The organism is Coriobacteriia bacterium (genome assembly GCA_013334745.1).
Lineage (GTDB): Bacteria > Actinomycetota > Coriobacteriia > Anaerosomatales > JAAXUF01 > JAAXWY01.
Genome location: JAAXWY010000004.1, coordinates 42,316 through 67,196, shown reverse-complemented (window position 1 = coordinate 67,196; position 24,881 = coordinate 42,316). Strand labels below are relative to the sequence as shown.

Annotated in this window: 28 protein-coding genes and 1 pseudogene (1 of these 29 running past the window's edge); 9 read left to right on the top strand and 20 right to left on the bottom strand. The window is 66.3% G+C overall.

Annotated features, from left to right (window positions below):
- Positions 1-819: pseudogene (serS, locus tag HGB10_02550) on the bottom strand (serine--tRNA ligase) (it extends 420 nt beyond the left edge of the window).
- A 234-nt stretch (positions 820-1,053) separates the two neighbouring features.
- Between serS and HGB10_02545 the strand changes: the two are divergent.
- The 4 genes from HGB10_02545 (at position 1,054) to HGB10_02530 (ending at position 4,390) form a co-directional block, all read left to right on the top strand.
- The gene (locus tag HGB10_02545; protein ID NTU70689.1) at positions 1,054-1,983 is read left to right on the top strand and encodes a sensor domain-containing diguanylate cyclase; all 930 of its coding nucleotides are present in this window, start codon (positions 1,054-1,056) and stop codon (positions 1,981-1,983) included.
- A 16-nt stretch (positions 1,984-1,999) separates the two neighbouring features.
- Entirely contained in the window at positions 2,000-3,022 is a 1,023-nt protein-coding gene (locus HGB10_02540; protein NTU70688.1) for a diguanylate cyclase, read from the top strand.
- Complete coding sequence (locus HGB10_02535; protein NTU70687.1) at positions 3,019-3,843, top strand: hypothetical protein; 825 nt, start codon at positions 3,019-3,021, stop codon at positions 3,841-3,843. The genes HGB10_02540 and HGB10_02535 overlap by 4 nt, the downstream gene beginning before the upstream one ends.
- 121 nt (positions 3,844-3,964) lie before the next feature.
- A complete protein-coding gene (locus tag HGB10_02530) occupies positions 3,965-4,390 on the top strand; it encodes a hypothetical protein (protein ID NTU70686.1) in 426 nt (141 codons plus the stop codon).
- A gap of 23 nt (positions 4,391-4,413) precedes the next feature.
- Here the strand turns inward: HGB10_02530 and pheA are convergent, their stop codons facing one another.
- Positions 4,414-5,235: a prephenate dehydratase gene (gene pheA, locus HGB10_02525; protein ID NTU70685.1), complete on the bottom strand. Its 822-nt coding sequence runs from the start codon at positions 5,233-5,235 to the stop codon at positions 4,414-4,416.
- A complete protein-coding gene (locus HGB10_02520) occupies positions 5,232-6,761 on the bottom strand; it encodes a diguanylate cyclase (protein ID NTU70684.1) in 1,530 nt (509 codons plus the stop codon). The genes pheA and HGB10_02520 overlap by 4 nt, the downstream gene beginning before the upstream one ends.
- Positions 6,762-6,879: 118 nt before the next feature.
- On the opposite strand from HGB10_02520, the gene larB reads away from it, so the two are divergent.
- Both larB and larC read left to right on the top strand, forming a co-directional pair.
- Positions 6,880-7,710, top strand: coding sequence for a nickel pincer cofactor biosynthesis protein LarB (larB, locus tag HGB10_02515; GenBank protein ID NTU70683.1), 831 nt, complete (start codon positions 6,880-6,882; stop codon positions 7,708-7,710).
- Positions 7,707-8,873 (top strand): nickel pincer cofactor biosynthesis protein LarC, encoded by a 1,167-nt coding sequence (larC, locus tag HGB10_02510; protein NTU70682.1) that lies wholly within the window; start codon positions 7,707-7,709, stop codon positions 8,871-8,873. The genes larB and larC overlap by 4 nt, the downstream gene beginning before the upstream one ends.
- Positions 8,874-8,898: 25 nt before the next feature.
- On the opposite strand, the gene HGB10_02505 is transcribed toward larC, so the two are convergent.
- The 7 genes from HGB10_02505 to HGB10_02475 all read right to left on the bottom strand — a co-directional run bounded on the left by HGB10_02505 (position 8,899) and on the right by HGB10_02475 (position 16,836).
- The gene (locus HGB10_02505) at positions 8,899-9,843 is read right to left on the bottom strand and encodes an adenine glycosylase (protein NTU70681.1); all 945 of its coding nucleotides are present in this window, start codon (positions 9,841-9,843) and stop codon (positions 8,899-8,901) included.
- 9 nt (positions 9,844-9,852) lie between these two features.
- A complete protein-coding gene (locus HGB10_02500) occupies positions 9,853-11,562 on the bottom strand; it encodes an MFS transporter (GenBank protein ID NTU70680.1) in 1,710 nt (569 codons plus the stop codon).
- 70 nt (positions 11,563-11,632) lie between these two features.
- The gene (locus HGB10_02495) at positions 11,633-12,085 is read right to left on the bottom strand and encodes a MarR family transcriptional regulator (protein NTU70679.1); all 453 of its coding nucleotides are present in this window, start codon (positions 12,083-12,085) and stop codon (positions 11,633-11,635) included.
- A 61-nt stretch (positions 12,086-12,146) separates the two neighbouring features.
- Positions 12,147-12,362, bottom strand: a complete 216-nt coding sequence (locus HGB10_02490; GenBank protein NTU70678.1) for a hypothetical protein — start codon at positions 12,360-12,362, stop codon at positions 12,147-12,149.
- A gap of 6 nt (positions 12,363-12,368) precedes the next feature.
- Positions 12,369-13,286, bottom strand: coding sequence for a hypothetical protein (locus HGB10_02485; protein ID NTU70677.1), 918 nt, complete (start codon positions 13,284-13,286; stop codon positions 12,369-12,371).
- A gap of 67 nt (positions 13,287-13,353) precedes the next feature.
- Complete coding sequence (locus tag HGB10_02480) at positions 13,354-16,590, bottom strand: cytochrome c3 family protein (protein NTU70676.1); 3,237 nt, start codon at positions 16,588-16,590, stop codon at positions 13,354-13,356.
- Between the two features lie 42 nt (positions 16,591-16,632).
- On the bottom strand, positions 16,633-16,836 hold the full coding sequence (locus HGB10_02475; protein ID NTU70675.1) for a hypothetical protein: 204 nt from the start codon (positions 16,834-16,836) through the stop codon (positions 16,633-16,635).
- 195 nt (positions 16,837-17,031) lie between these two features.
- On the opposite strand from HGB10_02475, the gene HGB10_02470 reads away from it, so the two are divergent.
- The 3 genes from HGB10_02470 to HGB10_02460 all read left to right on the top strand — a co-directional run bounded on the left by HGB10_02470 (position 17,032) and on the right by HGB10_02460 (position 19,551).
- Complete coding sequence (locus tag HGB10_02470) at positions 17,032-17,457, top strand: peptidylprolyl isomerase (protein NTU70674.1); 426 nt, start codon at positions 17,032-17,034, stop codon at positions 17,455-17,457.
- Between the two features lie 121 nt (positions 17,458-17,578).
- The gene (locus HGB10_02465) at positions 17,579-19,114 is read left to right on the top strand and encodes a sigma 54-interacting transcriptional regulator (GenBank protein NTU70673.1); all 1,536 of its coding nucleotides are present in this window, start codon (positions 17,579-17,581) and stop codon (positions 19,112-19,114) included.
- A 5-nt stretch (positions 19,115-19,119) separates the two neighbouring features.
- Complete coding sequence (locus tag HGB10_02460; protein ID NTU70672.1) at positions 19,120-19,551, top strand: nitrogen fixation protein NifQ; 432 nt, start codon at positions 19,120-19,122, stop codon at positions 19,549-19,551.
- A gap of 17 nt (positions 19,552-19,568) precedes the next feature.
- Here the strand turns inward: HGB10_02460 and tsaA are convergent, their stop codons facing one another.
- From tsaA to HGB10_02410, 10 genes are all read right to left on the bottom strand, one after another.
- On the bottom strand, positions 19,569-20,033 hold the full coding sequence (gene tsaA, locus HGB10_02455; GenBank protein ID NTU70671.1) for a tRNA (N6-threonylcarbamoyladenosine(37)-N6)-methyltransferase TrmO: 465 nt from the start codon (positions 20,031-20,033) through the stop codon (positions 19,569-19,571).
- Positions 20,034-20,078: 45 nt separating this feature from the next.
- Complete coding sequence (locus HGB10_02450) at positions 20,079-20,288, bottom strand: TOBE domain-containing protein (GenBank protein NTU70670.1); 210 nt, start codon at positions 20,286-20,288, stop codon at positions 20,079-20,081.
- Positions 20,285-21,085 (bottom strand): ATP-binding cassette domain-containing protein, encoded by an 801-nt coding sequence (locus HGB10_02445; protein NTU70669.1) that lies wholly within the window; start codon positions 21,083-21,085, stop codon positions 20,285-20,287. The genes HGB10_02450 and HGB10_02445 overlap by 4 nt, the downstream gene beginning before the upstream one ends.
- The gene (modB, locus tag HGB10_02440) at positions 21,082-21,762 is read right to left on the bottom strand and encodes a molybdate ABC transporter permease subunit (GenBank protein ID NTU70668.1); all 681 of its coding nucleotides are present in this window, start codon (positions 21,760-21,762) and stop codon (positions 21,082-21,084) included. The genes HGB10_02445 and modB overlap by 4 nt, the downstream gene beginning before the upstream one ends.
- 1 nt (position 21,763) lies before the next feature.
- Positions 21,764-22,609 carry a molybdate ABC transporter substrate-binding protein gene (gene modA / locus HGB10_02435; GenBank protein NTU70667.1) on the bottom strand — a complete coding sequence of 282 codons (846 nt, stop codon included), beginning with the start codon at positions 22,607-22,609 and terminating at the stop codon, positions 21,764-21,766.
- On the bottom strand, positions 22,609-23,472 hold the full coding sequence (locus tag HGB10_02430) for a radical SAM protein (protein NTU70666.1): 864 nt from the start codon (positions 23,470-23,472) through the stop codon (positions 22,609-22,611). Before HGB10_02430 ends, modA begins: the two co-directional genes overlap by 1 nt.
- A gap of 217 nt (positions 23,473-23,689) precedes the next feature.
- Entirely contained in the window at positions 23,690-23,830 is a 141-nt protein-coding gene (locus HGB10_02425; GenBank protein NTU70665.1) for a zinc ribbon-containing protein, read from the bottom strand.
- A 34-nt stretch (positions 23,831-23,864) separates the two neighbouring features.
- Entirely contained in the window at positions 23,865-24,131 is a 267-nt protein-coding gene (gene fdxB / locus HGB10_02420; GenBank protein ID NTU70664.1) for a ferredoxin III, nif-specific, read from the bottom strand.
- On the bottom strand, positions 24,132-24,557 hold the full coding sequence (locus HGB10_02415) for a P-II family nitrogen regulator (GenBank protein NTU70663.1): 426 nt from the start codon (positions 24,555-24,557) through the stop codon (positions 24,132-24,134). It abuts the gene before it with no gap.
- Positions 24,554-24,871: a P-II family nitrogen regulator gene (locus HGB10_02410; protein ID NTU70662.1), complete on the bottom strand. Its 318-nt coding sequence runs from the start codon at positions 24,869-24,871 to the stop codon at positions 24,554-24,556. The genes HGB10_02415 and HGB10_02410 overlap by 4 nt, the downstream gene beginning before the upstream one ends.
- Between the last annotated feature and the right edge of the window lie 10 nt (positions 24,872-24,881).

Sequence of the window (24,881 nt, the reverse complement as noted above, 5' to 3'; positions counted from 1 at the left end):
CCCGCGCGTGTCGCGTCCTGCACTGCCGGCCTCCTCGCGGAAGCACGGCGTATAGGCGGTGTAGTGCAGCGGGAGCTGGTCGGCTTCGAGCACCTCGTCCCGGTGGATGTTGGTGAGCATGACCTCGGCCGTGGGAATCAGGTAGAGCCCCTCGCCGGTCTTGAAGAGGTCGTCTTCGAACTTGGGCAGCTGACCCGTGCCCGTGAGTGTCTCGGCGTTGGCGAGCACCGGCGTCCACCACTGCTTGTAGCCGACAGAGTCGTGGGTATCGAGCATGAAGTTGATGAGCGCGCGCTCGAGCTTCGCTCCCATGCCGCCGAGCAACACGAAGCGCGACTTCGCGAGCTTCACACCGCGCTCGAAGTCGATGATGCCGAGGTCTGGGCCCAGATCCCAGTGCGCCTTGGGCTCGAACTCGAACTCGCGGGGAGTACCCCACTTCTTGACCTCGACGTTGTCGTTCTCGTCAGCGCCCACGGGCACACTTGCGTCGGGGAGGTTGGGAGCTGTCATCAGCAGGTTCGCCGTGTCGGCATCGACCGCGCCAAGGTGCGCTTCGAACCCACCGATGCGGTCGTTAATGAGCCGCACCTCTTCCTTGGCGGCCTCGGCCTCGTCGCGCTTGCCCTGCTGCATCAGCGCGCCGATCGCCTTGGACGACTCGTTGCGCTGTGCCTGTAGCGCCTCGACCTCGCCGATCAGCCGACGACGCTCCTCGTCGAGCCGCAGGAACGCATCGAGATCCCATGCCGCGTTGCGACTCTTCATAGCCGCCCGAACCGCGTCGGCGTTGTCTCGGACGAAGCGTGCGTCGAGCATAAGAAGCCTCCCGATTGACCATGGCTGCAGGCACAAGGCCGCCGAAGCGGACCCTCGCCGAGTATAGCCGAGCCGCTGGCGCGTCACGCCGTGAACAGACGGCGTGATTGCGGTCTGTGACGCCAGTAGGCGCACGGCTTGCTTTCAGGCGCTTGAGTGCAGGCGAAATGAAGTCGATACCTCAAAGTGCGTGCGTCTGTTCAACCGAACAGGCGCCCATGGTGGGGAGTGATGATGCAGGACGCGGACGGGCGCTCGGGCGCCATGTCGCACGATGACGAGGTCGAACAGCAGTTGAAGCTCGCTTCGCTGGCTCTCGACCTTGCCGGCGATGCCATCATCATCCACCGTCCCGATGGAACGATCGTCCGCTTCAACCAGGCCGCCGCCAGTCAGATCGGACTCACGGTCGACGAGTTTGGCGACCTTCCCCCCTGGGGCTGGAGCGCCGAGATGAGCGATGAGGCTCGTGCCACCCGCCTCGCAGCCATCAAGCAGAAGGGCGGCGTGACCTTCGTCTCCAGCATCACTCGGCCCGACGGCCTTGAGGCCGTGCACGACGTCCACACACGCTGGGTGGATGCCCCGACCGGGTCCTACATCGTGGCCGTCAGCCGGGACATCACCGAGCAGGTCAGGGCGCACGAGGTACTCGAGAATCTCGCGTTTCACGATCCGCTGACCGGCCTGGCCAATCGGGCTCTGTTCGAAGACCGCCTCGAAGTAGCCATCTCCAACGCCCGCCGACACGAGGACCTGCTCGGCGTGGCGTTCATCGACTTGGATGACTTCAAGGACATCAACGATGCCTACGGGCACGCGGTCGGCGATCAGGTTCTCATTGCGCTCGCCCACCGGCTCGAAGGCTCGATTCGTCAAGGCGATACCGTGGCTCGACTGGGCGGAGACGAGTTCGTGGTGATCTTCCCTCGCGTGGTGTCGGCTGGCGACTTCGAAGCGCTTGCCGACAAGCTCATCGCCAGGGTTCATGAACCCGTCGTAATGGGGGACAATCGCTTCAATCTGCGAGCGAGCGTCGGGCTCGCAACGTTCATGCCTGACGACGATGCACGCTCGTTGCTCATGCGCGCTGACATCGAGATGTACGAGGCTAAGCGCACGAGCCCCACTTCGCGTCGAGCGGTGCTGAAGCGACGCGACTAGCGATCGGTGGTCATGAGTGACCGAGACCATCAACACCCCGCCGGGTGGAACAGAATCCGACCTACCGGAAGCCGTGAGTATCGACGAGCATCCGCTGCGTCTGGCTCCGGATATCGGCGCACGGCTCTCGCCCGCCGAGCAGGCCACATTCTTCTGCACGCTCGTGGACTCGGCGTTCGACGCGATAATCGCGCATCGCCCCGATGGGACCATCATCTGGGCGAATCAGGGCGCCTCGGAGCTTCTCGGCTACGACACCCAGGAGATCATGGCCCTGCCGCCCTACGGCTGGGTGGCTCCGCGCCAGCTGAGGGCTGCGCCGAGGCGCATCGAGACGCTTTTGGTTGAGGGGCATCTCATGTTCGACAGCGCTGTTCGCAGGAAGGACGGGTCGCTGGTCGACACCGAAGTCAGCTCCAGGCGCGTCGATACGGCGCTCGGGCCTGTGTTGATCGCGGTGATCCGGGATATCAGCGAGTGGGTCGAGTCGAAGCGCGCACTCGAACACCTCGCCTACCACGACGGGCTCACCGGTCTGTCGAACCGCATCTTCTTCGATGAACGACTCGCTGCGGCTATCGCCGACTCCCAGCGATTCGGCGACATTCTCGGACTCGCGTACCTCGACCTCGACCACTTCAAGCCGGTCAACGACCGCTACGGTCACGACGTCGGTGACGCGGTGCTCATCGAGGTCGGACGCCGACTCGCCGAGGAGACCCGTTCACAGGACGTGGTTGCGCGTATCGGCGGCGATGAGTTCGTGATGGTGCTCAGGCGCATGACCGGCTACGACGAACTCGAGAAGGTCGCTCAGCGCCTGGTCGCACGCGTCGAGGCTCCGATCAACGCACTCGGTCACGAGATCAGCATCGCGGCAAGCGTCGGGCTCGCTCGATTCAACCCGCTCACCGACGATGCCCGGTCGTTGCTCGTCAAGGCAGACGTCGCGATGTATGCCGCGAAGAGCGACCCGGCGCACCCATGGCTGCTCTACCATGAGGGCATGGTTGTCCCCGAGGGAAGGCTCGACACGTGAGCTTCGTCCAGGCGGAACGCGCTGCTGCGGCACTCGGCGCGGACCGTATCTCGATGTTGCGCGCCCTGCCCGGCCTGGCGATCGGCGCCATCGCCGGTCGCGACTCCGTAGCTGCGATCGTCTCGGCTGTTCGCTCCGAGGGGTTCTCGGCGGTGCTGCCCACCAGCGTGGCGACCGGCACCGAATACGGCGATCCGGACGCGCCGCTCTCCGCCGTGACACTGCTGCGCGACACACTCGCCGATGAAGTCGAGGTGCTCGACCCGCTACGAATCGGCGCCCCGGAGCTGTGGGCGGCCCTCAACGGCCGATTCGCGGCCGAGATCGCGGATCGCTTCGGCGTCTCGTCGCCCTGTCTCGCCTGCCACCTGTACGTGCATCTCGCCCGAGTGCCACTGTCGTGGGCGCTCGGCTGCGCGCCGATCATTACGGGCGAACGCGATACCCACGATGGCCGCATCAAGCTCTCGCAGACCGACGCTTCGATCGATGCGGAGACACGCGTGGTGGCGTCGGCCGGGATCGAGCTTCTCACTCCGCTACGCCATGCATCTGGAGACGAAATCGCGCAGCTCGCACCGGGCTGGGCGCTTGGCGGTAGCGCTCTGTCGTGCGTACACAGCGGAAACTACGTGCGCGCCGACGGCACGGTCGACTACGACACCCGCGGCTATGCGCGCTACCTCGAGGAGTTCTTCGAGCCGGCAGGACGCGCAGTGGTCACGGCATGGAGAGCGTCGGGCCTCAACAACACCGCGAAGGCATCCGCACCACAGACCCCCGACTACGTCGGCATCGTCCGCGGCATCCTGGTGTCGTAGATGGGTCGAACGAGCGGCCCCGCGCGCTTTGGCGTGTAGCACCCGCTCGCGGGTATACTCGGAGTGAGTCAACTGCACGCGAGCCATACCGGGCTCGCGTTTGGCGCCAAGGGATGTCCCGATGTCGGACGATACGACCACGTACGATCAAGAGGTCGAAGAGCCACCCGAGGAAGAGAAGAAGCCTCGGCGTAGCTTGTTGGGCATCATCGTCGCGATCATCGCAATCGTCGTCATCATCCTGGTGCTCCTGATGCTTCGAGACTGCAGCTCCATGTTCAGCGGGGCGAGTAAGCGCAGTGGCGCACAGCAGATCGTCCCCGTCGAAGGCAAGACGCCGCTGGATGGATCGATCTCAGTGTGGCTGGAGGCAGGAGCCGACGTTCAGCGCGCGCTCTCAGACGCGCGGATATCGAGCTCCGAGATCATCGACATGGGCGGCGGCAGGTTTGTCGTGACCGTGCCGGCCGGCAGCGAGGTCGACTCCGTGGAGCGCCTCAAGAAGGTCGAGGGCGTCGCCGACTCGGGTCGCGTCTACCAAGACTAGGTGGCACCGATCGCGCGCCGGTCCTAGACCCGGGGGTAACTCCCGAGCACCTTGACCTCGCGCAGCTTCAACCGCAAGCAGTCCAGCGCGGTCTTCACGTGCGCATCGTCGACATGCCCCTCGAGGTCGACGAAGAACATGTAGTCCCCCAGCTGGCGCTTGGTGGGGCGCGACTGGATCTTGGTCAGGTTCATACCGCCATACGCGAACTCCGAGAGAATCATGAGCAGCGTGCCCGGCCTGTCCTTCTTCATGAACAGTGCCAGCGAGGTCTTGTCCTTGCCGGTCGGCTCGCAGATGCCCCTCCCGATCACCACGAAGCGCGTCTGATTGCCGGCGTAGTCCTCGACGTTCTCTTCAAGAATCGCGCCCCCATAGAGCCTCGCCGCCACGGCGGGTCCCAGTGCGGCTACCCCCGGACTCACGACGGCGGTCTGGACCGCCTCGGCGTTGGAGTTGGCAGCGACCACCGGACGACCGGGGAGATTGCGCTCAAGCCAGCGGCGGCACTGCCCGCTCGCCTGAGGGTGCGCGACTACGGAAGCCACGTCGGCCATACCCGTTCCGGGGGCGGCGACGAGGTTGAAGTGGATATCGAGCACGAGCTCACTCTGGATCTCCAACTGCGTGTCGAACGCGAGGGCGTCGAGGGTCGCCGGCACTGAGCCTTCGATCGAGTTCTCGATCGGGACGACGCCCGCATCGGCACGGCCGCGCTCAACGGCCTCGAACACCTCGGGGATGCTCGTGCACTCAACCGGCTCCAGGCCATCGACCGCAAGCAGTCCGAGTGCCTCTTCAGAGAACGTGCCTGCCGGTCCGAGGAATGCGTAACGAGTCATCATCGTCTCCGTGGTGAGATGAACGGTTCGGGCGATTGGCCTGGGGCGCAGACGCGGTTCTTGCCGGAGTTCTTGGCGCGATACAACGCGTCATCGGACTCTCGCAGCAGTGCGTCCTTGCTCTCAGCATTCGTCGGGTACGTCGCCATGCCGATACTCACCGTCAGCGTACAAGTACGGGCGCCGGTGTCGTCGGGGAACAGGTGCTCCGAGAACGCCTCACGGATCTTCTCGGCGGCCACGAATGCGCCGGCGGCATCGGTCTCGGGCAGCACGACAGCGAACTCCTCGCCGCCGTAGCGCGCGATCACGTCGATGTCGCGGACGGCCCGGCCGAGCACCCCGCCGAACTCGGAGAGCGCGCGGTCGCCGGCGAGGTGACCGTACGCGTCGTTGAAGCCCTTGAAGTCGTCCGTGTCGATCATGAGCAGCGACAGATCCTTGCCGAACCGCTTCGCGCGAGACATCTCCTCGTCTATCCGCTGCTGCAGATAACGGTAGTTGGCGATGCCGGTGAGCTCGTCGGTCACAGCAAGCCGCCTGGTCAGCTTGTAGAGCCGGGAGTTCTCGACCGCCACAACGAGCTCGCTGGCGAGTGCGTAGATGACGAGCCGGTCCTCTTCGGTGAGCCGCTCCATATCTTCGCCGTTGGCGCAGAAGAGCACCATGAGCGACCCATGGTCGAAAGCCCGCTGGCAGTTGAGGTGGCCGCTCACCGAGTCGAGGTCGACGGTCGCACCGTCAACGACCCCCTCGGGCCGCGGCATACCGACACTCGACGAAAACAACGTCTCCGACGTCTCCTTGTCGATGACGAAGATCGCGAGTGACGGGAAGTCGATGACCTTGGCGATGGTGTCGAGTACCAGCTCTCCGACCTCATCGAAATCGAGTGACGAGTGGATGATCTCCGTGATCCGGGCGACGGCCTGAAGCTCGCCGAGGCGCCGCGCAAGCTGCTCATTCATCCGCTCGCGGTCGGCCAGAATCTCCTCGACCTGGGCGTCACGCTGACGTTGCCGGCCGACGGCGTTGGCAACGATGAGCCCGATGCACAGCAACGCGACCATGGAGACGCCCACCTCAACGAGATCGAGAGGTGTTTGGGTGCTCGCCACGAGGTGGGCGGTGGTGTAGGCACACACAAGGCCGATGGTCGCGAGCAGCGCGACTCCGCGCTTCGCCGTCATCGCGTACAAGATGACGAGCAGTGCGTACACGCCGACGAGCGCATCGCGTGGGCCGAGCAACCACGTGTACGCGGCGAGACTCACGAGATCGACCGGCAGCACCCACAGCATCATCTGAGAGATGCGGTACGAACGGGCGAACGCCCCGACGAGCATCACGACCGTACCCACCAGCATGAGCGCCAGAGCCAGCAGAGCGACGTTGCGCTGCGGCACGCCGGTGGAGGGAAGGAGCCCCGTCACGAAAAGCCCGAGTCCAACGACAAGCATCATCAAGCGGAGCGCGAGATACATACGCTCTTCGCCCAGCATGCGATTGCCGGATGAATCCGGGGTCACGGGACTCCACTCGAGCAGGGACGACTCGAACGGCGAGATCGCCGTTCGTGGTACAAGTATAGCCGACCCTACCCGATCGCCTGTGCTCTGGCGCACACGGCCGGATCGCTGGAGATTCATGCATTCCGACTCGATCATCGAGCTCCTGCGCAGCGTTGCCGAAGGCGCGCTTTCGCCTGAGGACGCAGTGCATACGCTCGGCGACTTCTCAACAGCGTCGCTATCCGAGCAGGGCCGCGTCGAGGCTCGCATCGACCATCATCGCGCGGTTCGCTGCGGCTTCCCCGAGGTCATATTCTGCCAGGGCAAGACTCCCGAGCAGGTCGCCCGAATCTCCGAGGAGATCCTGTCGCGCTCCGACGTGCTTCTCGCGACCCGGTGCGACTCCGAGAACGCCGAGGCCTTCGCCAGCGTCGCCGACGATGCAGTCATCGACACCACAGCTCGGCTGGCGTGGGTCGACCGCCGCACGCACCCCGTCAGTGAAGGGCTCGTCGTGGTCGCGAGTGGCGGCACCGCCGATATCCCGGTCGCCGAGGAGGCAGCCCGTACCGCGGAGCTCATGGGCTGCCGCGTGTCGCGGCTCTACGACGTCGGCGTTGCGGGCGTTCATCGCGTGCTCGAGCACACGGAACTGCTGCGCGATGCGCGCGTCCTGGTCGCCGTGGCGGGCATGGAGGGGGCGCTGCCCTCGCTTGTCGCCGGGCTCGTCGAGGTGCCGGTCGTCGCCGTCCCCACGAGTGTGGGATACGGCGCCAACTTCGGCGGCGTATCAGCACTGCTCACGATGCTGAACTCGTGCGCAGGTGGCATCGGCGTCGTCAACATCGACAATGGCTTCGGTGCGGGCCTGCTCGCTGCGCGCATCAACCGGCCGGCCTGGGCGGCTGCGCTCGACGCGACGCCCGCCGAGACCGCCGCGAGCGCCGAGCCGCACCCCGCGCCATGATCGCGTACCTCGACTGCTCGACAGGCGTATCCGGCGACAAGTTCCTCGGCGCACTGCTCGACGCGGGCGAAGCAGGCGGAGCCTTCACGGCGGAGCACCTAGGCGACATCGTGGCGGCGCTGGCTCCCGAAGCCCGTGTGAGCGTCGAGCGCGTGAACTCCCACGGTATCGCCGCCGTCGGCGTGCGTGTCGAGGCCGAACGTCAGCCCGCGCACCGGCACTGGCCCGACATCAGGGCACTGCTCGAATCCTCCCCGCTGCCCGGGCCGGTGCGCCGCGATGCGCTCGCGGTGTTCGAGGCGCTCGCGGAGGCCGAAGCCACCGCGCACGGCACGAGTGTCGATGCGGTGCACTTCCACGAGGTCGGAGCGCTCGACTCCATCGCCGACGTGGTGGGCGTGTGCTCCGGCATCCACGCACTGGGCATCGAGTCGCTTGCCGCCTCGCCCATCGCGACCGGGTCTGGCTCGGTCGAGACGTCGCACGGCGTCCTGCCCGTTCCGGCACCTGCAACCGCGACGCTGCTGATCGGCATCCCGACCGTTCCTGGCCCGTCCACGAGCGAGCTCACCACGCCCACCGGCGCCGCGCTGGTGCGCGTGCTGGCGAGAAGCTTCGGGCCGATGCCCGCCATGCGCTCCACCGGCCAGGGTTACGGCGCAGGCAGCCGCGACATTGGCGCCGCGAACGTCTGCCGCCTCACCATCGGCACCGTCGAACCGTCGTCAGAGCGCGTGGCGCTCCTAGAGACCAACATCGACCACCTCCCCGCCGAGGAACTCGCGTTCGCCGCCGAGGAGCTGCTCGCAGCAGGAGCCCTCGACGTGTGGCAGACGCCGATCGTCATGAAGAAGGGCCGCTCGGCCGTCATGCTCTCCGTGCTCGCGCACGAGGCCGAGGCCGATACGCTCGCCGAGCGCATCATCGCACTCACAGGCACCCTTGGCGTTCGCCGAGAGTCGCTTGCACGCACCGTCGCGGATCGCGAGTCGATCGTCGTCGAGACCGAGTGGGGCCCGGCGCGCGTGAAGCTCGGCGCCGGTCGCGTTCGTCCCGAGCACGACGACGTCGCGCGCATTGCCCGGGAGCACGCGCTCCCCTACCGCGCCGTCGCCGCCGAAATCGCGCGCGTGGCCGAGTCGCAGGCCACCGCTCGCGGCTGACGCGGCGCGAGCGAGCGCGACGGCTTCACGCCACGAACCAGCGCTCCCCGTCCCGTGCGATGAAGCCGTCGCGCGCCAACTCCTCGAGAATGCCCATCGCCGCGTCCGCCCCCTGGGCAGCGCGTCCGGCCGCGCCCTCGAACGCGTCGAGACCCGCGGCGATGTCGGCTGTGGCGCGGCCGGGCTGCGCGACGACGTCGCGCAGCAACCACGCGCGCTTCTGGCGGCGGCTGCCTTCGAAGGCCGACTGGCGCGCGTGGTGCGCGCTGCGCCTCGAGGGGTTGGGGAGCTCGCGCTTGAGGTGCGCGCCGTAGTCGAGCAGCGCGTAGTACCAGGTGCGAGGCGACACGCCTTGGCGCGCTGCCTCGAGTACGGCAGCGGCGACGAGCGGCGTGACCTCTCGGTCGCTGACGCCGTCGCTGTCGGCGAACAGCTCATGCAGGAAGACGGCGCGAACGTTGGTCTCGAGGTAGACGCCCGGTAGGTCGAACGCGAACGCTCGGACGCCGGATGCGGTGGCCGGGCCGATGCCCGGCAGTGAGCGCAGCGCCACTTCGTCGCTCGGCAGCTCGCCGCCGAAGCGCGTTGCGACCTCCTCGGCGGCGCGCTTGAGCGCGATCGCGCGGCGGTTGTAGCCAAGCCCCTGCCACGCCACGAGCACCGGTTCGAGCGGTGCGGCGGCCAAAGCGTCGATCGTCGGGAACTGCTCGAGCCACGCCTCCCACTTGGGCACGACGCGCGGGACCTGCGTCTGCTGCAACATGACCTCGGAGAGCAGCACGGCGTAGGGGTCGCGCGTGTTGCGCCACGGGTGGTCGCGGTACAGCTCGCGGCCCCGCTGCGCCACGAGCGCGACGAACGCCGGCAAGCGTGGGTCGACTGCTGCCGTGGCGGTGCCGCTTGCGGCGTAAACCGTCACGCCGTCGCCCGGCGCGCCCTCATCGGCGTTACTGTCAGCGCGATTCACCATGCGCGGATGCTACTCCTCGGGCTCGTCGCCCACGACGACCGGTTCGTGCTCGGAGGGCTGCACGCTCTCCTCGGCGAGGAGCTCGGCGCCGATCTCGGCAGGCGTGTCGAGATGCGGCTTGGAGAACAGCGGCACCTCGACTACGAACAGCATCGCGACGAACGAGAGGGCCATGAGCACCGTGCCCCACAGGAACGCCTCGGTGATACCGGTGGTCAGCGCGAGCTTCACATCGGTGAAGAACGGATCGAGCAGCGGCTGCAGCTCAACCGGCACCTTCGCGGCGACGGCTTCGAGGGCACCGGCGTTGAGCAGCTTCGCGGGTTCCTCGGCGAGTTTGGTGAACAGCGGGGCGGCCTTCCCGAACGTGTCCGAACTCGAGGCGACCAGCGCGGTGAGTTCGCGGCCGAACGCGGCATTCATCACGCCGCCGAGCGCCGCCACGCCCACGGTGCCACCGATCGAGCGGAAGAACTGCATCGCGCCGGTGACCTCGCCGATACGCGTGGGGAACTGCGACTGCAGCGACACGGTGAACAGCGGCATCGTGATGCCGATTCCGATACCAACCAGCACCATGTCGAACGCGAGCATCGCGCTGCTCGTCTCCATCCCGATGCGAGAGAGCATGAACATCCCCACGGCTGATACCGCCAGCCCCACCACTCCGTAGATCTTGTAGCGCCCGGTGCGGCTGATGATCTGCCCGGTGACGATGGAGCCGGTGATCATCGAGAGCATCATCGGCATGAGCAGGGCGCCGGAGTTCGATGCGCTGCGGCCTAAGACGACCTGCATGAACGTCGGCAGGAACATGATCGAGCCGAACATGCCCACTCCCGAGAGGAAGAGCACGGCCATGCTCGCCGAGAACCCGCGGTCCTTGAAGAGCGTGATGTCGAGGATCGGCTCGGAGGCGCGCAGCTCGCGCAGGCAGAAGAGTACGAGTGCGACGAGTGCCGCTGCCAGCAGCGCGAGGATCGTGGGAGAGCCCCACGCGTACTCCGAGCCGCCCCAGTTCAGCGCGAGCAGCAGCGGCACGAGCCCGGACGTGAGCGCGAGAGCACCCCACCAGTCGACGCGATGCTGCTGCCCGATCTCGGGCTTGGGCATGACGGCGATGAGCAGGCCGAGGGCGGCGATGCCCAACGGAATGTTGATGTAGAAGATCCAGCGCCATGACAGCGTGTCGGTGAGCCACCCGCCGAGCATCGGGCCGAAGACCGAGGCCAGCCCGAACACGCCTCCGGTGAGCCCCTGGTAGCGGCCGCGCTCGCGCGGCTCGAACAGGTCGCCGATGATCGCCATCGCATTGGCCATCATCGCGCCACCACCGATGCCCTGGATGCCTCGGAAGATGATGAGCTGCAGCATCGCGTTGTCGGAACCGGTGAGCGTGCGGAAGATCGAGTTGAGCCACGGCTCGCCGGCCGCGCCCGACAGCGCCGAGCCAACGAGGAAGATCATGATGCCGCCGATGTAGAACCACTTGCGGCCGTACAGGTCGGACAGCTTGCCGACGATCGGGATCGTGATCGTCGAGGTGAGCGAGTAGATCGTGAAGACCCACGAGAGCAGCGCCATGCCGCCCAGTTCACGCACGATGTTGGGCATGGCCGGCCCGACGATGGTGTTGTCGAGCGCGCCGAGGAGCATGGCGAGCAGTACTGCCCCCAGAATCGACATCTTGCGGCGTTGCGGGAGTGAGCGAAGTTGCATTCGGGGGCTCTCCTTGCGGTGGACGGGGTGGGTCAGCGGACGGTCGTCGGCGGTGTCTGACGCCGGGTCATCACCCGCAGTGGGAATCGGACACAGCGTTGAGCGTGCGAAGCGTCGCGAGAAACGCGGTACGCTCGGAGTCGGTCAGGGGTTTGAGCTTCGCCTCGAGCTTGGCCGAGAACAGGTCGCGGGTCCGCGCCAGCTCGGCGACCCCCGACTCGGTGATCTCGACCTCCACGACGCGCCGGTCCTCGCTGGAGCGAACGCGCGCGACGTGGCCGCGCTCCTCGAGACGGTCGACGATGCCGGTCAGCGACGCCTGCGACGTCTGCATGCGCTCGGCGAGGGCGGTCATCCGCAGCGGCCCGTCGGAGAGCGAACTGAGCGCCCAGTACTGCTGGCGGTCGATCTGCGCCGCCCGCTCGCTCTCGCGGATGAGCCCGTGCCAGAAGGCGCGCAACTCACGACCGATCTGGGCTGCCTCATCGGCACCCGCATTTGCTTTATGGGGAATATTGTTCATGGCATGAAGTATTACCACATGGCGGGGCCGGCATCAACCGCCCCCGCTCTGAATCGCCCTGCTAGCCGCTCTTGATGTAATAGCGGCATCGGATCGCCTCAGGGCAATCCGATGGAAGTTCCGACTGGATGTAGTTCCAGCCATGGCCTTCGATCGAGCACATACACTCGACCCGCTTCTTCGCGGCCTTGATTGTGATGTCGTGCGCGTCGTCTTCGTGCACCGACTCACGCCACCAGCTGCACTTGCCCGTTATCGGCTCGTACCAGCCGGCCATGTCGGCCTACTTGTCGACGAGCGAACGCAGCGTCGCGGTCATGAGGTCGAGGAACCGCTCGAAGAACTTCTCGAACTTCCCGATCTCATCGTCGAGCCCGCTGGGCTGGTACTTCGCGTAGAAGTCGCCACCGGCGACGCGCATGGAGAGGTCCTCCATGCTGTTGATCATGTAGTTCAGGCGCTTGAAGACCCACAGGTCGAGCATGGCGCCGATGACCAGCGTGACGATGAAGAGCGTGAGGCCGATGGCGATCATGGTGCTGTAGATGACCCACTTGGCCTCTTCGGCCTGCGGAGTGATGTTGTCGATCGCGTACAGAACGCCCACCTGCTTGCCGGCCTTGTCGGTGACCGGGATCACGACGTGTGTGCGGCTGTCGCCGTCGTCACTCCAGGCGACCTTCCAGAAGTCGCCCTCCTGCTTGATCGTCTGGTGGCACGCGCCGAGGCATGCGCCGTTCTCGATACCGACGATCTTGCCGATCTCGGGTACATCAGCTGCCGTCGTGGTCTTGAGCTGCATCTTCTCGGCAACGGCCTCGTCGGTCGAAGCAACCATGACGAAATTGTCGCGCTCATCGAAGTTGCTCGGCTTACCTGCCGCATCGAGCTGCTTCTCGTAGGTCTTCTGGTCGATGGCTTCCTTGTCCATCATGAGACCGAAATCAGCACCCGAGATGCCCTTGAGCGCTTCGACGTACTTGGTTGCGTTCTTTGGGTCGGTGAAGTCGCCGAACTCATCGGCGGCGATGCTGTTGAGCTCGGTCCACGACGCGGTACCCACGTCGAGCGACTCCTGCGCCCACACGTCCAGACCTCCGGAGAGCGACTGGTGAAGATAGACGATGACCAGCAGTCCGCCGATCAGATTGAGTGCAACGACCCCGACCAGCATCTTGGTGCGAATTGACGTGACCTTCATTGACTTCCCTCCCCAAGGCGGCCCTTCGCCGCTTGCCAGCAAGTGTACCCGTTTATCTACAATCAGGTTACGGCCAATACGTCGCCGTCGGAACGTCCGACGGACGGGGGTGGCGAGTGGGACTGCTGGCCGGATGGCAGCTGCCCACCACGCACGAACTCGAACGCAACTGCGTCTGCGGATTGAAGCTGCGCAGACGTATTCCGAGCAACCCGTCGTGCCCCGTACTCACGTACGGGAACGCATCGGGTGTGGCTCCATCTGTGGTGACGACCGTGCGGATGAGCATGCGCGGGCGCTTCCAGGCGTGCGGGATGCGCACGTGGCAGTCCACGCACGTCTCGCCCTTGTAGTGCTTGCTCGACGGGTCGAGGTCGGGGTGCGTCACGTGCCTCGCATGCAGCGATGCGCCGCCCGGCGTCGTCGTGCCCTCGATACCGCCCGAGTAGATCGGGTGACACTTGAAGCACACAACACGCCTGGTGCCGGTCGCTTGGAACTGACTGACGTCGCGCGAGGGGTTCGCGTACTCGGTCTGGCTGTACGCGGGGTCGATGGCGATGGGAACCGCCGAGCCGTGCGGCCCGTTCATGCCGGCCGGCAGCGTGTGGCAGTCCGCGCACGTCATGCGAATGTGACGGATCGACTCGGTGGTGTCGGTTGCGCCCGGCGGGAACGGTGCGGCGATGAGCCATTTCGTCTGCCCCGAGTTGGGAGGCAGCGCCCACACGTAGGTCGTGCCCTCGATGCTGAAGGTGGACTCCGGGAACAGCTTTTGGACGGCGCCGCCCACGAGCTCGGCTGAGAGCGCATTGTGGCCCGAGCCGGTGACGCCGTCGAAGGCTGCCTTCCAGTCGTCAAGCGGGTCGGACCACACGCTGCCGGCAGGAAGCGTGGGGGCCGTCGAGGTGTTCTTGTGCGCCGACGCCGCGGCGGCGGCCGTGTCGTGCTTGCTCCCGCTCGCGTGACACGACGCGCAACGCGCATCACGGTCGGCGATCGCACGCTTGACCGCGGTTGCGCCGGCGTACGAGCCCGCACCCGCTGTCTGCTCGTGGCATATCGCGCAGCTGCTCGAACCGCCGCCCTCGAGCGTGCCGGCCTGACGCGCGTTCTCGTGCTCCACGCGCAGGTCGGTCACGTGGCAGCCGAAGCAGCCGACGTTCTTGCCGTCGACGTACGCGACCCCGTTGACGGTGCCGGACCGGTTCGCGTCGTGGTCAGTGAAGTGCGTGTTCTCCGAGAAGCCCGCGTGGCAGGCGATGCTCGAGTCGACGCCGCCGCAACTTGTGATGGTCCCACCGAAGATGCTTGCCTGCGTCGAGTGGCAGCCGTCTGCGGTGCAGCCCACGCCGCGATGCAGTACGCGCAGGTCAAGCGACGCGTGGCAACCGCCCCGCGCGCATGCCCCGTTTTGCGGAGTGCCGCTGGCGGAGAGTTCGGTTGCTACGTGCGAGGTCTCGATCGATGCATGGATGGCGCGTGTGGAACCGGCAACGTGGCAGGCCCGGCACGCGCCGGTGCCGGCCTTCTGCGTCCAGCTCGCCTTGACCACCTCCGAGACATCCTCGGCGGCGTTGTGGCATCGCGAGCACAACGTCGATCGGCCGCGCGCGGGGCTCGCGTATGTACGCGAGTGCTCGGTGCCAAGAATCATGCTGTGACACGAGCCGCACGCCGTCTTCGTGCCGGCCGCAGTGTCGTCCCAGGTGGCCGTGGCCTGCGCTGCGCGCGCTGCGTGGTGTGCGGAGTCGGTGCCGTCCGCCAGACCGCCGCCGCCGTTGTGCACGTCGGTGGCCACCACGTAGCTGCCGCTGGCTGAATGACAGTCGCGGCCCTCGCCGCAGGTGCGCTTCTCGGGGTTGTACGCCTGATTGCCGTCTGCCTTCGTCCAGTCATGGCAGCGCAGGCAGTCGCGATGGATGTTCGCTGTCGTCGTGGGAGCGCCGACCTCGGAGAGGTCGTCGGTGGGATGACATCCGGCGCCCGACTCCGAGCAGCCCCCGCTGGTCTCGGCGTGGGCGGCCGCCACGTCACCCGAGTGCGCCTCGGGCAGACCGGCCTTGCCGTGACACGTCGAGCACGCCTCGCTCGTCGCGCGCTCGGGCCAGCTGTCCTGCACGGCGACGACAGCGGCTTCGTTGTTGTGGCAGTTCACGCAGACATTGCCCGGCTCACCGGACATCTCAGACGTCGCCAATTCGTGCTCGACGACGAGACTGGTTCCGTCGTTGTCCATGAAGTGGCAGCGACCGCAGGGCGCGTCGCCGAACGAGGTGTCTGCCGCGAGTGACCCGGCCGGTGAGTGCACTTCGATGTCGCGCGCATGAGTGTAGGAGTCGTTCACGTAGTACAGGTGGCAGGTCTCGTCATCCTCGCCGCCGCACGTGATCGCGTTAGGCTTCGCGGCCTCCGCGCCGATCACGTGACACGAACCTTCACCCTCCTCGGCTTCCCCGGAGCAGGTCTTGGGCTTGTCGGCGTGGATGAGGTGCAGGTCGTTGACGCTGTGGCAGCCCAAGCCGGTATCCCCGCATGAGAGCGGGCTCTTGGCCTCGGCCACCTCAAGCGATGTCGTACCGTGCTGCGGCGAGGATGAGCCGGTCTTGTGGCAGTCCTCGCAGGCGCGGCCCTTCCAGTCCGAGAGCACCTCGGCCAGACCGTTGGCGCGCACGTCGTTATGGCACTCTCCGCAGCCAACACCGCCCTTGTACTCGCTTCCCGCCACCGAAGGAACGTCGGTGTGCGAGGCGGCGAGATCGCGCGAGTGACAGTCCTCGCACTTCGCGGACGCCTTGCCCTCCTCGGATGCGCGAACGGGCTCGTCCATGGGCGTACCCATGGCTGTGTGGGTGGTCTCGCGATAGTGCCCGCGCGGGTAGGGGTCGGTCAGCTTGACCACGTCGGCCGCGCGCTCCATCGACCCGTCGTGGCAGAGCTGACACTCCTTCTCGGGCGGCATGTGGCACGGAATGCAGCCGACGCCCTGATAGTCGTGGCAGGTCGTGCACTTGGCGTTGGGGTGATAGACGTTGAAGTCACGGTAGGTCTTCTCGGCGCCGTGACAGCCCTTGCCGGAATTGGTGCAGCCGCTCTCGCGGTCCGGCTTGTAATCGCTGGCCTTCGAGAACTTGTGCACGTTCGTGGTGGGAGGATTCCAGCCCCATGCGAACGCGACGACAGCGATCACCGCGACAAGGATGATCCACGGGCGCGCCTTACGTGCGCGCTCGGCCTTTGGGTCTGGTTTCGGGTCCGAGAACGGCGAGCGCCAACCCGTATCCACGGGTCCGCCGGAGCTCACTGCCAGTCCTCGCGGCGGGAATCGCCTGGAAGCATTGGAGTACTACTCCAGGTTCAACCCGAAGAGTTCCCGGGCTGCCTCTCGCAGCGCCTGGATCTTCTGCGCATCGTCAGGATCGTCCGGCTTGACCAGCGGCATGAGGAAACCACACCTCATGGCGATCTCTCCGCGGGACTTGTAGATATCCAGACCGTTGGACTCGATATGCTGCTGCACCCGCTGGCAGTAGTCGTATAACTTGCCCATTCCGCTCCCCTGCGCGTTTTGCCAGTACCCCCGGACGGTCAACGGCATCATAACCGACCGCACGAGCGTGTTCACCATCAATGATGAGAATCGGCTAATGATGGGAATGCTTGATAGTTGAGTCCGAATAATCTCGGGCGTTTACGATACAGTGTGCGGAATTCGATTTCCCCAACCTCCAAGGAGGCCCTTGTCATGGCACCACTCTCTGGCGACACCGTCTTGGTGAACTACACAGGCACGCTGTCCGACGGCTCAGTATTCGACTCGAGCGAGGGTCGCGACCCCCTCGAGTTCGTTATCGGCACCGGCGCGGTCATCCCCGGTTTCGACTCGGCTGTGTCCGGGCTTGAGCTCGGCGAGACCGCCACGGTAACCATTCCCGCAGCCGAGGCGTACGGAGAGCACCGCCCCGAGGGACTGCAGACGTTCCCGCGCGATGCCTTTCCGCCCGACGCCAACCCCGAGGCTGGCTGGGCCGTGGAGCTCGAGGGCGAGGACGGCCGTCGCGTTCCCGCGCTCATCACCGAGGTTGATGACGAGAAGATCGTGCTCGACTTCAATCACCCCCTGGCCGGCCAGGACCTGACGTTCGAGATCACGCTGGTCGAGGTCAAGTAGCTCGAACGGCACCCGTCAGCCAACCAATCGCCTCCTGAGGGCCGCCAGCACCGGGGCTCCCGTCGCCGTCCCGTAACCGCAGCGCCACGCTCTGGAAACACGGGCGTGGTTGACTGCCTGCATGGCTAAACCCGTCACATCTCCTGCGTCATCCCAACCCGTCACCGACGAGCTGACGACACTGCTCGCGGTCAGCCAGACGATGGTGGGCAGCTTCGACATCGACCGCAACCTGCGCAAGTCGATGCGCCTGCTGGCCGAGGGCATCGGTCTGACGCGAACGATGGTGGCGCTCGTCAACCCGAACACACACGAGCTGCGTATCGCCGCAGCCCATGGGCTGACGCGGGCCGAGATCGCGCGCGGGATATACCGCGCCGGCGAGGGCGTTGTCGGCCGGGTCGTCGCCAGTGGCAAGGCGATGTGCATACCCAACGTGGGTGAAGAGCCGCTGTTCCTCAACCGCACCGCATCCAGGACGCCCAAGAGCGACGTCGCGTTCATCGCGGTGCCCATCACGCTGCGTGGCGAGGTGCTCGGCGTGCTTGGCGCCGACCGCGTGCTCGAAGGCGGCCCCGTAGGACTCGATGAAGAGGTGCGGATCCTCGAGATCGTCGCATCGATCATCGCCCATGCGGTGCGCTTGTACTGGACGTACCAGCACGAAGTGGAGTCTCGGGAGTCGCTCAGACGCGAGCTTCGCGGGCGCTATTCGCTGCCCAACATCATCGGTGACTCCGACGCCATGCAGGAGGTCTTTCGGGTCGTCACAAAGGTGGCGCGCTCGAGCGCGACCGTCCTACTGAGAGGCGAATCCGGAACCGGCAAGGAGCTCATCGCGCACGCACTGCACTACCAGGGGCTCCGTCCCAAGGGTCCGTTCGTTGCGATCAACTGTGCCGCGCTGCCGGAGAACCTGCTTGAAGCCGAACTCTTCGGTCACGAGAAGGGCGCGTTCACTGGAGCGGTCGCCACCAAACAGGGCCGCTTCGAGCTCGCACGGGGAGGCACGATCTTCCTCGACGAGGTAGGCGACATCTCGCCCTCGCTGCAGGCCAAGCTGCTGCGGGTCTTGCAGGAGCGCACGTTCGAGCGTCTCGGTGGGACCAAGACGCTGACGACCGACGCGCGGATCGTCTCGGCGACCAACCGCGACCTGGAGGCGATGAGCCGCGCCGGGGAGTTTCGCGAGGACCTGTACTGGCGCCTGAACGTGGTACCCGTCTTCCTCCCCGCGCTCCGCGACCGCCGAGAAGACCTGCCGCTGCTCATCGAGCACTTCCTCGAGCGTTTCTGCGCGACAGCCGGCCGAGAAGTGCGCCTGTCATCCGAGACGCTTCGGCTCCTCATGCGCTACCCCTGGCCCGGCAACATCCGCGAGCTGGAGAACGCCGTGCAGCGGCTCGTGGTGCTTGCTGAAGACGACGTCATCGGGCCCAGCGACCTGCCGATGCACCTGGTCATGCACGATCAGCCGGAGACGGACGGCGGGGCCGGACTCACGCTGGAGGACGAGGTGGAATCACTCGAACGGCGTAGAATCGTCGCGTCGCTGCGCCGTCACGCTCACGTTCAGGCGAAAGCCGCACGCGAGTTGGGTATCACCGCTCGGCAGCTCGGCTACAAGATGCGCAAGTACGACCTGGAGGGAGCGTGAGGTCAGTGGCGTTTGAGCGCACGCAACCGGATCTGGATGCCGCCGTCGCCGACCTCCTCGGACCAGAGGGCCCCGAATCGCGATTCGCGGCTCAGGTAGCTGAGCGACGCGTCGAGTTCGATGCGCTCGTTGAGCTACTCGAGCGCGACGCGACACCGGGTGTGGACTCGGATGACCGCCACCGCATCGCGCGCGCGGTCGCAGCGGGCTGCCTCGGGGAGCAACACCTGTGGCGTGACCTCGCGCTTGAGAGGAGGGGCGTGCTGCGCGCACTCCTCGAGGAGTACTTCGAGCCCCTGGCCGCCGACAACGTCATGGATATGCGCTGGAAGAAGTTCATCTACCGCCGACTGTGCCGGTGGGGCGGATTCGCCACCTGCAAGTCGCCGAGCTGCGGCGTATGCCCGGACTACTCGGAGTGCTTCGGGCCGGAGTAGCCCCGGACGACAGCGTCCTACTCGCGACCGGGTGGCTTGGGCCGCTCGGGGCGACCCTCGAGCCAGCCCTCGCTCGCGTCGGGGAAGCTGTCGAATCGCGGGATGTACGGCTTGATGTCGAGCAGCGGCGTCTCGTCGAGCACGTCGATCCCACCGACGGTGAGCGTCGTGCCGTCACGCGAGATCAGCGTCACGACGGTCATCCCGATGGCATTAGGCCGCGCGGGGTGACGCGTGGCGAACAGCCCGTGCACCTCATCGCCGAGGAAGGTCTGGCGCACCATCTCCACCGGCGCCGCCCGGTCGAACTCGTAGAGCAAGACGAGATGGCTGAAGCCGTCGATGTCAGCCAGTCCGGCTGCGAACTCGGGGTCCACTTCGACCGTGCCGGTCACCTCCGGGCGAAACGCTCCCTGGATCGGTGCGTCGTCTTTGGCGGCGAACGGCGTGCGGATGGTACCGATCGGGCGAAGCTCTGGCATCGACGGCTCCTTGTCCGGCGGTTGGCCGTGCGGCTCGCGGTGCTACTACTCCACGCCGAGAATGACGGCGCTTGCCTTGAACATCGCGGTGACCTCGGCGCCCTCCGTCAGCTCGAGGTCATCGGCGGCCTCGGTGGTAAGCGTCGCCGTGACGTATTGACCACCGCCAAGCTCGACTTTGACCAACGCGGTTATCGGTCCGCGCGTGACCGAAACGATCGTGCCCTTGAGTTGGTTCCTGACTGAGAGTCTCATGCGACCCGCTCCTTTCGGGTGAACGGTATGACCCGTTCCGACTTCTGTCCACGTCCCTTACGGTCGAACACCGAGTCAGGCACCTCCGCCGCATGGAGCAGGCGCCGGATCTCGGGGGTAGCAGGGTCACCGATGAGCTCACGTGCGGTCCCGACCTGTACGACGCCGGTGCCGGAGTACACGACGAGCGTGTCGGCCAAAGAGCACGCCTCATACAGGTCATGGGTGACCATCACCACCGGTATGTCCAGCTCGGTTTGGACCTCTGCCAGCAGTTCGCGCATCTCCACTCGGACGGGAAGATCGAGTGCGGACAGCGGCTCATCGAGCAGCAGCGCTCGTGGCTCGGAAGCGATGACCCTGGCGAGCGCCGCGCGCTGACGCTGACCGCCCGACAACTCATGCGGTAGCTTCGCCGCGAGTTGCCCGATGCCAAGGCGGTCGAGCGTCGTGGATACCCGCTCGGCTCGCGCGCGGCGCGGGGTGCGGACGAGTGCGTAAGCGACGTTATCGGCGACGCTCATGTGCGGGAAGAGCTGGGCGTTTTGCGGGACGTAGCCGATCATGCGCGCTTGGGGAGGAACCCACAGTCCTGCGGTCGCATCGAACAGCGTCTCGCCGCCGAGGACAACCCTGCCCGCGTCCGGACGCAGCGTCCCGGCGATCGCCGACAGCGTCAGGGACTTGCCCGCGCCCGAGTATCCCAACAGCACGGTGAACCCGTTGGTGACGGCCCACCCCGTGTCGAGTGTGAATCCCGGCAGGTACGCTCGAACCGAGACCGACAGGCCACTCATCGCGCCACCGCCCTGGTCAGACGGTTTGCCAGCAACAGCATTCCGGCCGACACGACGGTGAACACCGCGACGAGCATCGTCGCGCCGCGCCAGTCGCCGTACAGCACCGCGTTGTAGATCTGCAGCGCCATCGTGTTCGTGCGACCGGGGATGTTACCGGCGACCATAACCGTCGCGCCGAACTCCCCCAGCGCGCGGGCGAACGCGAGCGCGAGCCCGGCGGCGATCCCACGACTCGCCAGTGGCAGCACCACCCGCAGCGCCGTCGCGATCTCCCCGTGCCCGAGCGTGCGCGAGGCGTCCGCGTGCGCCGGGTCGACAGCCGCGATCGCGGCTCGGGCGGTGCTCACCGCAAGCGGCAGTGCGATCGCGAACGATGCGATGACCGCCGCCTGCCACGTGAATGAGATCCCGTAGGCGGTGCCGGTCAGCGACTCGGTCACCTTTCCGAGCAGCCCCCGCCGGCCGATCACGAGCAGCAGATAGTACCCGGTGACCACCGGTGGCAACACAAGCGGCAGCATGACGGCAACGTCGGCGATCGCCTTGCCCCGGAACTCGCGCGTCGCGAGCAGGTATGCCATCGGCACGCCGATGACCGCACAGCCGAAGGTGGCGAGCAGCGCGACCTGAAGCGAAAGCCGCAGCGGGAACGCTATGTCGGCGAAGGCGATCACCCTACTTCGCCGGTACCGCGGTGAAACCGGCCTCGGAGAAGGCCCGCTGGACGTCGGGCGACAGCAGGAACTCCAGGTAGGCCTTCGCGAGCTCCTGCTGCGTGGAAGCCGAGATCGGCGCCCCTGCGTATTTGATCGGCTTGATGGTGCCATCGGGCACCTTGTATGCGATCTCGATGTCATCTCGGCCGGTCGCGTCGCTGGCGAAACCGATGCCGGCGTCGACCTCACCGCGCGCGATGTAGTCATCGGTCTGAGCGGCATTTGCGGCGTAGACGAACTTGGAAGAGAGGGAATCCCACAGCCCGATCGCCGTCAACCACTCAACCGCCTTCTGCCCGTGTGGCGCCACAGCCGGGTCACCCGTCGCGAGCCGCTCCGCCTTCTTCAGGTCGCCGGGTCCGTGAATGCCGGCCGGATTGCCCTTCGGCACGAGCACCACGAGCGTGTTGCCCGCGAACGTGGCACTCGCTTCGCCGGAGGCCAGACCCTCGGCTGCCAACGTTGTGACGGCCGACGGGCTGGCCGACAGGAACAGGTCAACCGGAGCGCCGCCTTCGATCTGCTTCACGAGCTGCCCGGACGCACCGTAGTTGAACGTCACCTTCGCCCCGCTCGCGCTCTCAAAGGCGGGCGTCTGCTCGGTGAGGACCTTCTTGAGCGAGGAAGCGGCCGATATCGTGAGCGCAACCGGCTCCGTGGTCGTCGACGCCTCCGGGCTCGGAGCCGATGCCGCTGGGGCGCATCCGGCCCCTCCCAGCGCCAGTGCCAGTGCGACCAGCCCGCTGGCCGCTCCACGCGCCAGACCGGCGGTCACCTTCAGGGGTACTCGCAGCATCCGCTTCATCACGCCACCACTTCGCAGTAGTCATCGCCGAGGCGCGCCATGAGCGTCTCTGACTCCATGTCCTGATCCTTGCCGATAAGCCCGCACGCGTCCGCGCGGCACTGGTTGCAGTGCGTCATCTGCGACAGGTACTCGCCACAGGCGTCGCGGGCTGCGTGGATATCGGCCGGTGAGGGCGGCTTCGTGTGCCGGAATCTCGACTGCGGGATGAGCGGAAGGATGTTGGAGAGGTGCGCTCCGTACTCGGAGGCGAGCATCGCCACCGCGGGAAGCTCGAAGTCGTTGACTCCCGGAATCAGCACCGAGTTCACCTTCACGATCAGCCCCGCGCGCACCGCCTTTGCGAGTCCGTCCCATTGCCGCTCGAGCAGCCGCGCCGCGCCGTCGACGCTGCCGTCGCGCTCGCCGTTCTCGTCGCTCACCCACGCGTAGACGGCGTGGGCGGTCTCGGGCATAACCGCGTTGATCGTCACCGTGAGGCTGCGCACCCCGACCGCGACCAGGTCGTTGACGCGCTCGGGCAGCGCGAGCCCGTTGGTCGAGACGCACAGGATCGACTCGGGATACTCACGGCGGACCAGGTCGAGCGTCTCGAAGGTCGCTTCGTTGGCGAGTGGGTCGCCCGGCCCCGCGATACCCACGGCAGCGATCTCGCCACCGCCGCGCTCGACGACGGCTCGCACGCGCTCGATCGCCTCGGAGGGGGTGAGCACGGTGCTCGCCACGCCGGGTCGCGACTCGTTGACGCAGTCGTACTTGCGCACGCAGTAGCCGCACTGGATGTTGCACTCCGGAGCGACCGGCAGGTGAATGCGGCCGGCCCGCTTGTGCGCGTCCTTGCTGAAGCAGGGATGGTTGGCCATCACGAGACGCTCGTTGCTCTTGGCGCTACAGCCTGCTGTGGGATATCCGTCACTCATGGGGCTCTCCTCGGCGCGTCTTGGTGCTGAGATGTGCCCTCAACAAACGCAACGCGCGTGCCAACGCTCCATACGCCCTGACCTGCGGTTTTGCGCCCTGAGGCGCCGACAAGCCCGACCAGATGGTCGGGCTTGCGACATTTTTGTCTTGTCGTGAGCGCTACTCGTGAACCTGGTGGAATCCCGTGCCGTGACAGAACGGGCATCTTGGGAGGGCGTCGCCGTCCTCCAGGTCGAGTCGAGTCCCGCAGACGAGGCACTGATAGCGCCCTGCCCCCGGTGTATCTCCTGCTCGAAGCATCTCGTCGGCCTCCAGTCTCCTGGCCTGCAGCGTCCTACGCGGCGAAGGTGTGTGCGTTCTTGGTGCACACCTTCGAACACGACTGGCAGCCGATACACGCACCGCCATCGCTGACCGCCATCACCGTGCAGATGACATCCTCGTCGTCCTCGTCCTCGTCGAACTCGATCTCGAGCGGAGCGAGTACGCCGCGTCCGCACACCTTGTAGCACCGACCGCAGCCGATGCACGCCTTCGGGTCGATGGAGTCCAGGTACGCCGGAATCCACTCGCGACCGTCGCGTGTCAGCGCCGTCGTCATCTACGCCACCGCCTCGACGCCGACCTCGCCGGTACGGATCCGCGTCGCTTCTTCGATCGGCGCGATGAAGATCTTGCCGTCGCCGGGCTGCCCGGTCTGGTTGACCGCGATGAGCGCGGCGACGACCGCCTCGACCGACGCGTCCTCGACGATGACCGTCAGCATGCGCTTGGGGACGTAGAGAACGACCTTGGGCAGATAGTGCTCGAGCGCGTACTCGGACGGCGTGGGGTAGAGCGGCACGACGGTCGAGTTACACATGCGACCGTCCTCGTCCATGTCGAGCAGCGAGCAGGCGACGTCGCCGCGCTGCTTGCCTCGGCCTTCCACCGTCTGGATCGACAGGGACGGCAGTCCGAGCTCGACAAGCGCCTCCTTGGTGAGGTGCAACTTGTCTCGGCGGATGATCGCGGTGATCTCCTTCACAGTCCCACCTCGCCGGTACGGATGGTGTAGGCCTCCTCGACAGGCGAGATGAAGATCTTGCCGTCGCCGATGAACCCGGTGCGCGCCTTGTCCTCGATGACCTCGACGGCGTGCTTGGCCTGCTCGTCCTCGACGACGAGCATGAGCAGGGTCTTGGGCAGCTCGTCGTAGTAGATCGGACCGACCTGCAGGCCCTTTTGCTTGCCGCGTCCGAAGACCGGCATCTTGGTCAGCGAGCCGTACCCGGCGCCCTCGAGCGCCTGGACGACCTCCTGCTCCTTCTCGGGCCTGATGAATGCTCGAACCATCTTCATGTCGCGTTCC